The 14,290-nt window shown below is 68.3% G+C and carries 13 protein-coding genes; 7 read left to right on the top strand and 6 right to left on the bottom strand.

The window, feature by feature from the left end:
- Positions 1 to 29 precede the first annotated feature (29 nt).
- The gene (argC, locus tag EV671_RS17890) at positions 30 to 977 is read right to left on the bottom strand and encodes an N-acetyl-gamma-glutamyl-phosphate reductase (RefSeq protein ID WP_132574226.1); all 948 of its coding nucleotides are present in this window, start codon (positions 975 to 977) and stop codon (positions 30 to 32) included.
- Between the two features lie 178 nt (positions 978 to 1,155).
- Here argC and EV671_RS17895 point away from each other — a divergent pair, with 178 nt between their 5' ends.
- The 5 genes from EV671_RS17895 to EV671_RS17915 all read left to right on the top strand — a co-directional run bounded on the left by EV671_RS17895 (position 1,156) and on the right by EV671_RS17915 (position 7,859).
- Positions 1,156 to 1,695 carry an RBBP9/YdeN family alpha/beta hydrolase gene (locus EV671_RS17895; RefSeq protein WP_132574228.1) on the top strand — a complete coding sequence of 180 codons (540 nt, stop codon included), beginning with the start codon at positions 1,156 to 1,158 and terminating at the stop codon, positions 1,693 to 1,695.
- A 16-nt stretch (positions 1,696 to 1,711) separates the two neighbouring features.
- Positions 1,712 to 2,689 carry a ParB/RepB/Spo0J family partition protein gene (locus EV671_RS17900; RefSeq protein ID WP_132574230.1) on the top strand — a complete coding sequence of 326 codons (978 nt, stop codon included), beginning with the start codon at positions 1,712 to 1,714 and terminating at the stop codon, positions 2,687 to 2,689.
- Positions 2,690 to 3,042: 353 nt separating this feature from the next.
- Positions 3,043 to 4,965 (top strand): PrkA family serine protein kinase, encoded by a 1,923-nt coding sequence (locus EV671_RS17905; RefSeq protein ID WP_132574232.1) that lies wholly within the window; start codon positions 3,043 to 3,045, stop codon positions 4,963 to 4,965.
- A 15-nt stretch (positions 4,966 to 4,980) separates the two neighbouring features.
- Positions 4,981 to 6,261 (top strand): YeaH/YhbH family protein, encoded by a 1,281-nt coding sequence (locus EV671_RS17910; RefSeq protein WP_132574234.1) that lies wholly within the window; start codon positions 4,981 to 4,983, stop codon positions 6,259 to 6,261.
- Positions 6,262 to 6,350: 89 nt separating this feature from the next.
- The gene (locus tag EV671_RS17915; RefSeq protein ID WP_243655792.1) at positions 6,351 to 7,859 is read left to right on the top strand and encodes a SpoVR family protein; all 1,509 of its coding nucleotides are present in this window, start codon (positions 6,351 to 6,353) and stop codon (positions 7,857 to 7,859) included.
- Positions 7,860 to 7,893: 34 nt separating this feature from the next.
- Here EV671_RS17915 and EV671_RS17920 read toward each other — a convergent pair whose 3' ends face one another.
- From EV671_RS17920 to EV671_RS17930, 4 genes are all read right to left on the bottom strand, one after another.
- Positions 7,894 to 8,148: a GlsB/YeaQ/YmgE family stress response membrane protein gene (locus EV671_RS17920; protein WP_207911194.1), complete on the bottom strand. Its 255-nt coding sequence runs from the start codon at positions 8,146 to 8,148 to the stop codon at positions 7,894 to 7,896.
- A gap of 116 nt (positions 8,149 to 8,264) precedes the next feature.
- Complete coding sequence (locus EV671_RS17925) at positions 8,265 to 8,951, bottom strand: ArsR/SmtB family transcription factor (RefSeq protein ID WP_243655788.1); 687 nt, start codon at positions 8,949 to 8,951, stop codon at positions 8,265 to 8,267.
- A complete protein-coding gene (locus EV671_RS27510) occupies positions 8,948 to 9,271 on the bottom strand; it encodes an antibiotic biosynthesis monooxygenase family protein (RefSeq protein ID WP_243655789.1) in 324 nt (107 codons plus the stop codon). Before EV671_RS27510 ends, EV671_RS17925 begins: the two co-directional genes overlap by 4 nt.
- Positions 9,268 to 9,576, bottom strand: coding sequence for an NIPSNAP family protein (locus EV671_RS17930; protein ID WP_132574238.1), 309 nt, complete (start codon positions 9,574 to 9,576; stop codon positions 9,268 to 9,270). Before EV671_RS17930 ends, EV671_RS27510 begins: the two co-directional genes overlap by 4 nt.
- Before the next feature lie 143 nt (positions 9,577 to 9,719).
- Between EV671_RS17930 and EV671_RS17935 the strand changes: the two genes are divergently transcribed.
- A complete protein-coding gene (locus tag EV671_RS17935; protein WP_132574240.1) occupies positions 9,720 to 10,859 on the top strand; it encodes a GGDEF domain-containing protein in 1,140 nt (379 codons plus the stop codon).
- Between the two features lie 122 nt (positions 10,860 to 10,981).
- Here EV671_RS17935 and bla read toward each other — a convergent pair whose 3' ends face one another.
- Positions 10,982 to 11,842, bottom strand: coding sequence for a class A beta-lactamase (bla, locus tag EV671_RS17940; protein WP_165917631.1), 861 nt, complete (start codon positions 11,840 to 11,842; stop codon positions 10,982 to 10,984).
- A gap of 193 nt (positions 11,843 to 12,035) precedes the next feature.
- Here bla and EV671_RS17945 point away from each other — a divergent pair, with 193 nt between their 5' ends.
- Positions 12,036 to 14,255 carry a TonB-dependent receptor gene (locus EV671_RS17945; protein WP_132574244.1) on the top strand — a complete coding sequence of 740 codons (2,220 nt, stop codon included), beginning with the start codon at positions 12,036 to 12,038 and terminating at the stop codon, positions 14,253 to 14,255.
- The last annotated feature ends 35 nt before the right edge of the window (positions 14,256 to 14,290 follow it).

Below are 14,290 nucleotides of genomic sequence, written 5' to 3' on the forward strand. Positions count from 1 at the left end.
GCGCCCGCGCGCAACGCCATGTTTCACCTTCAGACCAGGCCCAGGCTTTCCTCGACGCCCAGGTGCACGTTCATGCTCTGCACGGCCGCGCCGCTGGCGCCCTTGCCGAGGTTGTCCAAGCGCGACAGCAGCAGCACCTGGCTGTCCGAAGCGAACACGAACAGATCGACGCGATTCGTGTCGTTGCAGGCCTGCACGTCGAAGAAGCCGGCCTCCAGCGTGGCCGCGTCGCGCAGCGGCATCACGTTGATGAAGCGCTCGCCGGCGTAATGGGCGGCCAGCGCGGCCTGCACGGCCTCGGGCGTAGCTCCGGCCTTGAGCTGGCTCAGGTGCAGCGGAACGCTGACGGCCAGGCCCTTGTAGAAGCTGCTCACCACCGGCAGGAAGACCGGCGGCGTGGCCAGGCCGGTGTGGGCCATCATCTCCGGCAGATGCTTGTGCTTGAGCGCCAGGCCATAGGGCCGCGGCGCGGCCAGGTGGGCGGGCAGCGGCTGCTGCTCGTACTCGGCGATCATGCTCTTGCCACCGCCCGAATAGCCGGTGATGGAGGTGGCGCTGACCGCCGCCTCACGCGGCAGCAGGCCGGCGTCCACCAGCGGGCGCACGGCCAGGATGAAGGCGCTGGCATGGCAGCCCGGATTGGCGATGCGCTTGGCCTGGCGGATGGCCTCGCGCTGGCCGCGGGCGAGCTCGGGCAGGCCGAAGGTCCAGCCCGCCACCGTGCGGTGGGCCGTGCTGGCGTCGATCAGGCAGGTATTGGGGTTGGTGATCATGGCCGCGGCCTCGCGCGAGGCCGCGTCGGGCAGGCACAGGAAGGCCACGTCGGCCGCGTTCAGCAGCCGGGCGCGCTCGGCCGGGTCCTTGCGCTTGTCGGCGGCGATCTTCAGCACCTCGATGTCGTGCCGCGCCGCGAGGTAGTCGTGAATCCGCAGGCCCGTCGTGCCCTCCTGGCCATCCACAAACACCTTGAACGTCATCGCCGCTGCTCCAGTCGCTGAGAATTGAACTAGAAAGGATAAGGCAAGGCTGAGCAAGTCCCCGCGATGCGGCGCGCCCTGGTTTGGGCGAGCGGCAAGGCGCAAACCGCAGCCGCCCGCTCAAAGCAGGGATGCGCTGCGCGCGAGGGACTTGGTCAGCCTTGCCCAAGGGCAAACCATGAAATCAGAGCGCGTACTGCTTCTCCCCGGCTGGCAGAACTCCGGCCCCGACCACTGGCAAAGTCACTGGGAACGCCTGCATGGCGACGAGCGCGTGGAGCAGCACGACTGGGACTGGCCCAAGCGCGGCGACTGGATGGCCCGGCTGGACGAGGCGCTGCTGCAGGACGACGCTCCGGCCCTGCTGGTGGCCCATTCGCTGGGCTGCCAGCTGGTGGCCGCCTGGGCCGAGCACTCCCAGCACACCGCGCGCGTGAAGGGCGCCCTGCTCGTGGCCCCGCCCGACACCGAGCACGAGGCCATGCCGCCGCAACTGCACAACTGGCGGCCCATCCGCCGCCCGCGCCTGCCCTTCCCCAGCATCACCGTCATCAGCAGCGACGACCCCTACGGCGCCGCCGAACGCACGCTGCAAATGGCCCAGGACTGGGGCTCGCAGGTCGTCATGGCCGGCCCGCGCGGCCACCTGAACTCCGCGTCCGGCCTGGGCGACTGGCCCGAGGGCCGGCAGCTGCTGGAAGACCTCGCCAGGCGCTGAAGGACAATCCGCGCCCATGGCGACCAAGAAACCCAAAGGCCTCGGCCTCGGCCTCGAAGCCCTGCTCGGCCCCAAAGTCAGCGACACCCCCGCCGCCGAACGCGACGGCACGCCCACCACGCTGAAGCTCGAACAGCTGCAGGCCGGCAAATACCAGCCGCGCACGCGCATGGACGAGGGTTCGCTCTACGAGCTGGCGGAGAGCATCAAGGCCCAGGGCATCATGCAGCCGATCCTTGTTCGCCCGTTGGGCGAACAAGGTCGGCAAGCCGCCCGAAACGACAAGTCGCAGGGGCCCTCCCCTGCGACGGGCACCGCTGCCACCGATTCGATACTGCCGCAGTACGAGATCATTGCCGGCGAGCGGCGCTTCCGCGCCGCACGGCTGGCCGGCCTGCGCGAGGTGCCGGTGCTGGTCAAGGCCGTGCCGGACGAGTCCGCCGCCGCGATGGCGCTGATCGAGAACATCCAGCGCGAAGACCTGAATCCGCTGGAAGAAGCCCAGGGCCTGAAGCGCCTCACCGACGAGTTCGGCCTGACCCACGAGCAGGCGGCCCAGGCTGTGGGCCGTTCGCGCAGCGCGGCCAGCAATCTGCTGCGGCTGTTGAACCTCAGCAGCCCGGTGCAGAACATGCTGATGGCCGGCGACCTGGACATGGGCCACGCCCGCGCACTGCTGCCGCTGGAGGGCGCCGTGCAGATCACGACGGCCAGCGAGATCGCGGCCAGGAAGCTCAGCGTGCGCGAGGCCGAGAAGCTGGTCGCCAAGACCCAGGGCGCCGCGCGCCAGGCACCGCTGCTGCGCGTGAAGAGCGACAAGAGCCGCGACGTGCTGAGGCTGGAAGAGGAGCTGGCCGACGCCCTCGGCGCCACCGTCGAAGTGCGCGTGAAGAAGCGCAGCAAGCGCGGCCAGAGCGGCGAGCTGGCCATCCACTTCGACTCGCTGGACGCGCTGTCGGGCATCCTCGACCGGCTGCGCGGCGGCGCGGCCTGAGGCGCTGGCGCCAGCTGAAGCCACCACGTTAGCGGCCCGCGTGGGGCCTGTCAGCACGGGGTCACAAGGCCCCCGTATTCGTGTGGTTTGCCCGAAAAGTGCCAGGTCTTGCCTGGCAGGCGGGCGTATGCTGATCTGGCACCCTGTCAACGAAAGAACGTCGAGTCCGTTTGTTGGCAGGCAGACAGCAGCTTATTCTTCAGATTGCAAAATGGTCGGCGGCAGCAGGCTGCCGACAAGCCGAGTGGAGATTCTGATGACGCCTTGCAGTTGAGGCGCGATCAGAACCCCCCAGCCAGCTCGGGCACGGATCGTGCTCGCGCCCTGTGGAGTTCAAACCGCAGGAGATCGGCATGGACGTCATCAGCCATTTCGCAGCGCGCTACGAGCGCAGCAAGGTCGAGGAGCTCTCGCTGGAGGACTACCTCGCGGAGTGCAAGAGAAACCCGCTGGCCTATGCGACGGCCGCCGAGCGCATGCTGCAAGCCATCGGCGAGCCGCAGATGCTGGACACGCGCAACGACCCTCGGCTGTCGCGCCTGTTCGCCAACAAGACGATCAAGATCTACCCGGCCTTCGCCGAGTTCTACGGCCTGGAAGAAGCCATCGAGCAGGTGGTGTCCTACTTCAGGCACGCGGCGCAGGGCCTGGAGGAAAAGAAGCAGATCCTCTACCTGCTGGGCCCCGTCGGCGGCGGCAAGAGCTCGATCGCCGAGCGGCTGAAGACCCTGATGGAGCAGGTGCCCTTCTATTCGCTGGCCGGCTCGCCGGTGAACGAAAGCCCGCTCGGCCTCTTCGACCTCGTCGAGGACGGCCCGCTGCTGGAGCGCGACTACGGCATCCCGCGCCGCTACCTGAACCGCATCCTGTCGCCCTGGGCCGTCAAGCGCCTGGACGAGTTCGGCGGCGACATCCGCAAGTTCAAGGTCGTGAAGCGCTACCCCAGCGTGCTCAAGCAGATCGGCGTGGCCAAGACCGAGCCGGGCGACGAGAACAACCAGGACATCTCCAGCCTGGTCGGCAAGGTCGACATCCGCAAGCTCGAGACCTATGCCCAGGACGACCCCGATGCCTACAGCTACTCGGGCGGCCTGTGCCTGGCCAACCAGGGCCTGCTGGAATTCGTCGAGATGTTCAAGGCGCCCATCAAGGTGCTGCACCCGCTGCTGACCGCCACGCAGGAGAGCAACTACAAGGGCACCGAGGGCTTCGGCGCCATCCCCTTCGACGGCATCGTGCTGGCGCACAGCAACGAGAGCGAGTGGAAGACCTTCCGCAACAACAAGAACAACGAGGCCTTCCTCGACCGCGTCTACATCGTCAAGGTGCCCTACTGCCTGCGCGTCAGCGAAGAGGTCAAGATCTACGAGAAGCTGATCCGCGGCTCGTCGCTGGCCGAGGCCAAGTGCGCCCCGGGTACGCTGAAGATGATGAGCCAGTTCGCGGTGCTGACGCGCCTGAAGGAGCCCGAGAACTCGTCGCTGTATTCCAAGATGCAGATCTACGACGGCGAGAACCTGAAGGACACCGACCCGCGCGCCAAGAGCTACCAGGAGTACCGCGACTACGCCGGCATCGACGAGGGCATGAGCGGCATCAGCACGCGCTTCGCCTACAAGATCCTGTCCAAGGTCTTCAACTTCGACCCCGCCGAAGTGGCCGCCAACCCGGTGCACCTGATGTATGTGCTGGAGCAGCAGATCGAGCGCGAGCAGTTCCCGAAGGAGCTGGAGGAGAAGTACGTCGGCTTCATCAAGGAGCAGCTGTCGCCGCGCTATGCCGAGTTCATCGGCAAGGAGATCCAGACCGCCTACCTGGAGAGCTACAGCGAGTACGGCCAGAACATCTTCGACCGCTATGTGATCTATGCCGACTACTGGATTCAGGACCAGGAGTACCGCGACACCGACACCGGCGAGGTCTTCGACCGCTCGGCGCTGAACGCCGAGCTCGAGAAGATCGAGAAGCCCGCGGGCATCTCCAACCCCAAGGACTTCCGCAACGAGATCGTCAACTTCGTGCTGCGGGCGCGTGCCAACAACAACGGCAAGAACCCGAACTGGACCAGCTACGAGAAGCTGCGCACCGTCATCGAGAAGAAGATGTTCTCCAACACCGAGGAGCTGCTGCCCGTCATCAGCTTCAACGCCAAGGCCAGCGCCGAGGACGCCAAGAAGCACGAGAACTTCGTGCAGCGCATGGTGGACAAGGGCTACACGGCCAAGCAGGTGCGGCTGCTGTGCGAGTGGTATCTGAGGGTGCGCAAGTCCAGCTGAGAAAGCAGGCTCTCGATGTCCCTTCAACAGATCATCGATAGACGGCTGTCGGGCAAGAACAAGTCCATCGGCAACCGCGAGCGCTTCCTGCGCCGCCACAAGGAGCAGATCCGCGAGGCGGTAAAGCGCGCGGTGGACGGCCGCGGCATCCGCGACATGGAGCGCGGCGAGGACGTGCACATCCCGAAGAAGGATCTCAGCGAGCCCGTCTTCGGCCACGGCGATGGCGGCGTGCGCGAGGTCGTGCGGCCGGGCAACCAGGAGTATGTGAAGGGCGACCGCATCGCCAAGCCCAAGGGCGGCCAGGGCGGCGGCAGCGGCGGTGGCCAGGCCAGCGACCAGGGCGAGGGTGAGGACGACTTCGTCTTCCACCTCAGCAAGGAAGAGTTCATGCAGGTCTTCTTCGAGGACCTGGCCCTGCCCAACCTCGCCCGCACCTCGCTGGCCGACACGCCCGAATGGCGCAGCCAGCGTGCCGGCTTCGTCTCCGACGGCACGCCCACCAACCTGCACGTCGTGCGCTCGATGCGCGGCGCCCTGGGCCGGCGCATCGCGCTGGGCATGGACAAGAGGCGCGAACTGCACGAGCTCGAAGCCCGCGAGCAGGAGCTGCTGAAGGAAGACCGCCCCGAGACCCCGCGCCTGCTCGCCGAGACGCGCGAGCGCATCGCACTGCTGCGCCAGCGCATCGAGGCCATCCCCTTCCTCGATCCCATCGACCTGCGCTTCCGTGCCCGGGTGCGCATCCCGGTGCCGACGACGCGCGCCGTGATGTTCTGCCTGATGGACGTGTCCGGCTCCATGGACGAAGGCCGCAAGGACCTGGCCAAGCGCTTCTTCATCCTGCTCTACCTCTTCCTCACGCGGCACTACGAGAAGATCGACGTCGTCTTCATCCGCCACCACACCCAGGCCCAGGAGGTGGACGAGCAGAACTTCTTCCACGCCACGGAGACCGGCGGCACCGTCGTGTCCAGCGCCCTCGTGCTGATGGAGCAGATCATCCGCGAGCGCTACTCGCCGACCGAGTGGAACATCTACGGTGCCCAGGCCAGCGACGGCGACAACTGGCACCACGACAGCGGCCGCTGCCGCGAGCTGCTTGCGACCAAGATCCTGCCGCTGTGCCGCTACTTCGCCTATGTGCAGGTCGCCGAACCCGAGCAGAACCTCTGGGAGGAATACCAGAAGCTCAGCGAGGAGGTCGGCCACTTCGCGATGCGCAAGGCCGTCGAGGCCTCCGAGATCTACCCGGTCTTCCGCGAGCTGTTCAAGAAGGAAGGGGCTTCGACATGAGCTGCAAGGAGGACCGCCGTCATCCCGAACGCGCTGCGGTGCCGCCCAGTGGCACGGTCGAGCGCCGCCAGCGCCAGCCGCTGCAGCGCATGAAGCCGCTGCTGCAGCGCCCGAGCCAGCCCCTGCCCTCGCCCAACGACTGGAGCTTCGAGCTCATCGACGAGTACCACGAGGTCATCAAGCAAACGGCCGAGCGCTTCGGCCTGGACACCTATGCCAACCAGCTCGAGGTCATCACCGCCGAGCAGATGATGGACGCCTACGCCTCGGTCGGCATGCCGGTGAACTACCGCCACTGGAGCTATGGCAAGGAGTTCATCGCCACCGAGCGCAGCTACAAGCGCGGCCAGATGGGCCTGGCCTACGAGATCGTCATCAACTCCGACCCCTGCATCGCCTACCTGATGGAGGAGAACACGCTGGCCATGCAGGCCCTCGTGATCGCCCACGCCTGCTACGGGCACAACAGCTTCTTCAAGGGCAACTACCTGTTCCGCATGTGGACGGACGCGTCCTCCATCATCGACTACCTGGTCTACGCGAAGAACTTCGTCGCCGACTGCGAGGAGCGCCACGGCCTGGACGCCGTCGAGGCCCTGCTGGACAGCTGCCACGCGCTGATGAACCATGGCGTGGACCGCTACCGCCGCCCGGCCAAGCTGTCGCTGGCCGAAGAGCGCGCGCGCCTGAAGGACCGCGAGCACCACGCGCAGCTGCAGATCAACGACCTCTGGCGCACGCTGCCCAAGAAGCCCGACCGCCCCGACGAAGCCGCCGAGAGCCGCCGCTTCCCCGACGAGCCGCAGGAGAACATCCTCTACTTCATCGAGAAGAACGCGCCGCTGCTGGAGCCCTGGCAGCGCGAAATCGTGCGCATCGTGCGCAAGATCGCGCAGTACTTCTACCCGCAACGCCAGACCCAGGTCATGAACGAGGGCTGGGCCACCTTCTGGCACCACCGCCTGCTCAACCAGATGTACGACGACGGCTATCTGTCGGACGGCATGATGATCGAGTGGCTCAAGTCCCACACCAACGTCATCTACCAGCACCCGGGCGCCAACCTCAACCCCTATGCGCTGGGCTTTGCGATGTACACCGACATCAAGCGCATCTGCGAGGCCCCGACCGACGAAGACCGCGCCTGGTTCCCCGACATCGCCGGCTGCGACTGGCTGCCCACGCTGGACCACGCGATGCGCAACTTCAAGGACGAGAGCTTCATCGGCCAGTACCTGAGCCCGAAGATCATGCGCGACTTCCGCCTCTTCGCCATCCTCGACGACGAGACCAAGGCCGAGTACGAGATCTCGGCCATCCACGACGAAGGCGGCTACCGCCACCTGCGCCAGGCGCTCTCGAGGCAGTACGACCTGTCCACGCGCGAGCCCAACATCCAGGTCTGGAACGTGAACCTGCGCGGCGACCGCTCCCTCACGCTGCGCCATGTCCAGCACCTGAACCGCCCGCTGCACGACAGCGCACAGGAAGTGCTGAAGCACGTCGGCCGGCTCTGGGGCTTTGCTGTCAACCTAGAAAGCGTGAACAGCCGCGGCGACGTGACGCGGCGCTGGAACGTGCCGGCCCAGCAGGCCTGAGCGCCTTGGCTGCGCTCAGGCGCAAGCCAAGGGCTCAGTGCCCGAAATGATTCCAGGCATAGAGCAGGATCAGCGCACCGACGACCGACAGGATGAGGCCCGCCGGATGCACGAGGGCGCCGTCCGCCGGCTTGCTGAACAGGCGCGCGATGAAGCCGCCGACGAAGGAGCCCGCGATGCCCAGCACGCCGGTCATCAGGATGCCCAGATGTTCGGAGCCCGGCATGATGAAGCGGGCGATCGCGCCAACGACGATGCCGACGATGAACATCCACAGGTAATGCAGCATGGAAACCTCTCGTTCCTAGGGTTGCAGGGAGAAAGCTCGACAGGCGCCGCGCCGATCGTGTGGGCGCGGCCGGCCGATCTTAGGCAGGCCCGGCCGGCCGGCACCGAGGCGAATCCCTAGAGCCCTTCCAGCATCGGCCGGCCGACGGGCGTCAGCGCCAGCTCGCGCGACGCGGCGCTGCGACGCAGCCAGCCCTTGTCCACCATCGCCTCCAGCCATGCCACCGCCAGCGGTCCCGCGAAATGGTCGCGGCGTTCGGACCAGTCCACGCAGTCATAGAGCGCGCGGCCCGTCGCCGCGAAGCCGGCTGGCATCAGCGCCGCCAGGCCTTCCCGGCCTTCTTCGCTCAGTTCGTAGCGGCCATCCGGCGCGGCCCTGACCCAGCCCCTGGCCAGCAGGGCCTCCCGCCAGCGCACACCCAGCTCGCCGGCCAGGTGGCCGTAGCAGCTGCGTGCATGGCGCAGACCCCGCATCTCGGGCCGCTGCCAGCGCTTCAGGTCGGGCGCAGGCTCGTCGGCGCCGTCGCGGCGGTCCGCCACGCGCAGCAGCGCCTCCAGCGCATGGGCCACGTCGCCGTCGGCCAGGCCGAAATAGCGATGCCGCCCCTGCGGCCGCACGCGCGCCAGGCCCTCGTCGACGAGCAGCTTCAGGTGGGCGGACATCGTTGCCGCGCCGACGCCCGCGTGCGTGGCCAGCTCGCCCGCCGTGTGCAGGCGACCGTCCAGCAGCCGGGCCAGCGTGCGTGCCCGCGTCGGGTCGGCGATGGCGCTGGCGATGCGGGCCAGGCGCGGCTCCGCGCTCACTGCGGCACCTGCTCGCGCTCGTTGAGCCCGTAGTCGCGCACGACATGGGTCACGCGCAGCCGGTAGTCGCGGAACAGCCCGCCGCGGCCCGCGGCCTGGGCCTCGCGGTGGCGTTCCATCTCGCGCCAGACGCGCACGGCCGCCTCGTCGCGCCAGAAGGACAGCGACAGCAGCTTGTCCGGCATGCTGAGGCTCTGGAAGCGCTCCACCGAGACGAAGCCGTCCATGCGCTCCAGCAGCGGCTTCAACGCGGCGGCATGGTCCAGATAGGCCTGCCGGCCTTCGGCCGTGGGCTCGACTTCGAAGATGACGGCGATCATGGGCGCACATCCTCACAGAAAGTGCGCTCCTCGCGGCGGATGAAGCGCTGCGCCTGGGCGAACTCGAAATTGGCGCGTGCCTCCGGGTCGGCCTTCAGCCGCGCGCGGTAGGTCTCGTAGTCGGCCAGGGAGTCGAAGCCGACCAGGCCCCAGGCCTCGTCGTTCCTGCCCTCCCAGGGCAGCCAGTAGCCCAGCAGCCGGCCACCGAGGCGGGGAATGATGCGGCTCCAGTTCTCGGCATAGGTGCGGAAGGCCTCGCGCTGGAAGGGGTCCAGTTCGTAGCGGATGAAGCAGGTGATGGGCATGACGTGCTCGCGTTGACGGGGTGCGGCCAGTGTGGGCCGCATCGCCCCCTCGACATTTCGCCCTGCAACGAACTGTGACCGCCCGCCATCGCGGCCCGCCGGCCGCTATCCTCCCTGCGCCCTTTCCGCTTCCCTCTGCCGCCGTGCCTCAGCCCGCACCCCGCCCGTCAACCGCCCCCGTGCGCTGGGCGGACTGGCTGCTCGGGCGCGGCCAGGGCCGCGGCGCGGTCAAGCTGACGCTGCTGGCGCTGGCCGTCTACGCCCTGTTCGCCGTGAACGTGGCCGTGCAGGTGCACCTGGGCCTGATGCAGGCCGGCCCCGGCGCCTGGGTCAGCGGCCTCAGCCTCGCGGGCATCACGGCCTTCTACCTGCTGCTGCGCACGGGCCTGAGCCAGCAGCTCGGCGGCGACCCGTCGCTGACGCTGCCGCAGTCGGTCTTCGGCGTGCTGATCACGGCCTGGGGCTATGCCATCGACCCTGCACTGCGCGGCGCCATCATCGCCATCATGCTGCTCAACCTCGTCTGGGGCATGTTCGTGCTGTCGCAGCGCCAGGCCTTCGGGCTCTACCTGTTCGGGCTGGCGGCGCTGGGCGCGGCGATGGCCTGGGGCGCGGCCACCGACCCCGTGCGTTTTCCACCGGCCGTCGAGGCCCTGCACTTCAGCTTCGCGGCCATCCTGATGACGGCGGTGTCGGTGCTGTCGGTCAACATGGCGCGGCTGCGCGCCAAGCTGGGCGCGCGCACGGCCGATCTGCATGCGGCACTGGAGCGCATCCAGTACCTGGCCCATCACGACGAGCTGACCCGCATCAGCAACCGCCGCCACCTCAGCGAGCGCCTGGCCGCCGAGCAGCTCAACCAGCGCCAGAGCGGCCAGACGATGAGCCTGGTGCTGATCGACATCGACCACTTCAAGGCCGTCAACGACCTGCACGGCCACGCCGCCGGCGACGCGGTGCTGCGCCATTTCGCGACGGCGCTGCAGTCCGCCCTGCGCAGCACGGACTTCGCCGGGCGCTGGGGTGGCGAGGAGTTCCTCGTCGTCACGCCCCAGGCCAGCGCCGACACGGCCGCCGCCCTGGTCGATCGGCTGCGCGCGGCGCTGGCGGTGACGTCCTTCGACAGCCTCGTGCCGGGCCTGCGCATCACCTTCTCCGCGGGCGTGGCCGAGTGCGCGCCGGGCGAGGACCTTCACCTGGCCATCGACCGGGCCGACCGCGCGCTCTACCGGGCCAAGCTGGCGGGGCGCGACCGCACGGTCAGCGAGTTCGCGCCGCTGTGAATGACGCCCCTCGCCGAGTCTCGGCCCGCTGGAGCCGGCCACAAGCCGGGCCGTAGGCTCCCCGGTAGCGCAGATAGGCCAGGCGCCGGCCTGTTCCAGATTGCGCCACCGCGATCACGGCCTCAAGCCCAGGCCTTCACGATCAGGCGCATCGCGTCGGCATGCACCTCGGACAGCTCGTCCGTCGCTGCGCGCGAGTCCGACTGCAGCGCGGCGATGACCCAGGGTCCGCGGCCATCCGGCGGGTAGACCAGGGCCACGTCATTGATGGCGCCGCGCTTGCCCGTGCCGGTCTTGTCGAGCACGCGCCAGCCCTCGGGAACGCCGGCGCGCAGCCGGGCCAGGCCGGTGCGCGAGGCCTGCAGGTCGGCCCGCAGGCGTGCCTGGCTGTCGCGCGCGAGGCCCTCGCCAACCAGCAGACGCTGCAGCGTCTTCGCGAACGCGCGCGGCGTGCTGGTGTCGCGCGGGTCGCCGGGCGAGTTCTCGTTGAGCTCGGTCTCATGGCGGTCCAGCCGCGTGACCTCGTCGCCCTGCTCGCGCAGCCACGTCGTGAAGCCCACCGGCGTGTCGCAGCAGTGGCGCAGCAGCAGGTTGGCGCAGGGGTTGTCGCTCTCGACGAGGATGCCCGTCACCAGCTCGGCCAGCGTCGCGCTGCCCCTGGGCAGCAGCCGGTCGAAAACCGGCGAATACGGTACCCGGTCGCTCTTGTGCAGTGCGATCTCGTCGCGCCACTGCCAGCGCCCGCGCTCCACGCCCTGGGCCACGCGCGCGGCCAGCAGGATCTTGAAGGTCGAGCAGGTCGCGAAGCGCTCGTCGGCCCGGTGGGCCAGCGTGCGGCCGCTGCCGGTGTCGATGGCGAAGAGGCCCAGCCGCCCCTGCACGCGGCGTTCGAGCGCGGCGAAGTCGGGACCGGCGGCGGCAGCGGAGAAGCCGGGCAGCGGCGCGAGCGCCAGGCCAGCAAGAAGGAGGGGGCGGCGTTGCATGCGCCGCATTCTGATGCGGCCCGTCCCGGCGCCGGTGCGCGCGCACCAAGCTCGCCCGTCCGAAAGCTGACTGGTCCGTCAGACTTGCGCAACACCCCCCGAACTGACATCCGCCAGCCAGGGGTGCCGCTCCCACAATCGCCGCCGCTGGCCCTGCCGTTGGGGCCGTTTCCATTTTTGGAGTCGTCGTCCGATGAATGCCCCGCGCCTCAGCCTCCTGGCTCTCGCTCTCAGCACCGCCCTGTCCGCCCTGGCCCAGGAGGCCCAGCCCAAGGACCGCAGCCAGCTCGAAACCGTCGTCATCACGGCCGAGCGCCGCGCCGAGAACATCCAGGACGTGCCCAACGCCGTCAGCAAGATCAGCGGCGACAAGCTCGACGTGCTGGCCTCCGGCGGCCAGGACCTGCGCTTCCTGTCGGGCCGCGTGCCCAGCCTGAACATCGAATCCAGCTTCGGCCGCGCCTTCCCGCGCTTCTACCTGCGCGGCTACGGCAACACCGACTTCCGCCTCAACGCCTCGCAGCCGGTCAGCGTCATCGTCGACGACGTGATCCAGGAGAACCCCATCCTGAAGGGCTTCCCCATCTTCGACACCGCCGCCGTCGAAGTGGTTGCCGGCCCGCAGGGCACGCTGTTCGGCCGCAACACGCCGGCCGGCGTCGTCAAGTTCGACTCCGTCAAGCCCAGCCACAAGCAGGACGGCTATGCCAGCCTGACGCTGGGCAACTACGGCACCGTCAATATCGAGGGCGCCGCCAACCTGCCGCTGACGGGCGACTGGGCCGCACGCATCTCCGCGCAGAGCCAGCGCCGCGATGACTGGGTGACCAACACCGCGACGGGAGCTGCCACGCCCAAGACCGAGGGCTACCGCGACAGCGCCGTGCGCGCGCAAGTGCTGTTCGAGCCGCACAAGCAGTTCAGCGCGCTTGCCAACCTGCACTTCCGCGACCTGGACGGCAGCCCGCGCCTGTTCCGCGCCAACGCGATCAAGCGTGGCACCAACGACCTGGCCGACGGCTTCCAGACCGACCAGGTCGCCTTCAACGGCGTCAACCAGCAGACCCTGAAGCAGGCCGGCGGCAGCCTGCGCCTGAAGTGGTCGCTGCCCGAGCTCAACATCTACTCGATCACCGGCTACGAGCACGTCAAGCCGCTGTCGCGCGGCGACATCGACGGCGGCGTGCCCGGCCAGGCCGGCGTGCCCTTCCAGTCCGAGACCGGCAGCGGCGTGAACGGCCACCGCCAGCTGACCCAGGAAGTGCGCCTGGAGTCCAACACCACGGCTCCCCTGAGCTGGCAGGCCGGCGTCTACCTCTTCGACGAGAAGTACACGATCGACAACATCAGCTACAACACGACGACCCACATCGACGTCGACCACATCTACACCGACCAGAGCAACAAGGCCTGGGCGGCCTTCGGCTCCATCAACTACGCCGTCAGCAACGAGCTCAAGCTGCGCGCCGGCCTGCGCTACACCAAGGACAAGAAGGACCTGTCCACCACCCACGTCGGCACCGGCGGCTTCAACACCTCCACCGGCACCTCGGCCAGCACCAACGACGGCAAGTGGAGCGGCGATCTGTCGGCCACCTACAAGCTCGACGACACCACCAACCTCTACGCCCGCTACGCCAATGGCTTCCGCGCGTCGTCGATGCAGAACGCGTCGGCCTTCGCCGGCCAGTCGCAGGCCGGACCGGAAGAGGTCAACTCCTACGAGGTCGGCTTCAAGAGCGAACTGCTCAAGCGCACGCTGCGCCTGTCGGGCTCGCTGTTCACCTACACCGTCAAGGACCTGCAGCTCACCGCCGTCGGCGGCAGCAGCAACGCCACCCGCCTGCTCAACGCCCAGAAGGCCACCGGCAACGGCGCCGAGCTGAACCTCGAGGCGCTGATCACGCCCGACTTCCTGGTCACCTTCGGCGGCTCGCTGAACAACACGAAGATCAAGGACGCCGCGCTGGGCGTGCCGCCGGGCGGCTCGCTCAACACCGCGGCGTTCGGCCAGCCCAAGGTCTACCCGACGGTGCTGAACCCCATCGTCAACGGCAACGCGATGGTGGACGGCAACCCGCTGCCCAACGCGCCCAAGTACACGGTCAACCTGACCGCCCGCTACAGCATCCCGCTGCCGAGCGGCGACGAGGTCTATGTCTACACCGACTGGGCCTACCGCTCCAAGGTCAACTTCTTCCTGTACGAGGCCACCGAGTTCACCGGCAAGTCCCTCACCGAAGGCGGCCTGCGCGTGGGCTATCTGTGGGGCAACGGCAAGTACGAGGTGGCGGGCTTCGCACGCAACATCACCAACCAGATCCGCGTGACCGGCGCCATCGACTTCAACAACCTGACGGGCTTCATCAACGACCCGCGCACCTACGGTGTGCAGTTCAAGGCCTTGTTCTGAACCTCGCTGCCCTGCTCACGGACGCCGCCTTCGGG

Origin of the sequence: Roseateles saccharophilus, assembly GCF_004342485.1 — a bacterium.
GTDB lineage: Bacteria > Pseudomonadota > Gammaproteobacteria > Burkholderiales > Burkholderiaceae_C > Pelomonas > Pelomonas saccharophila.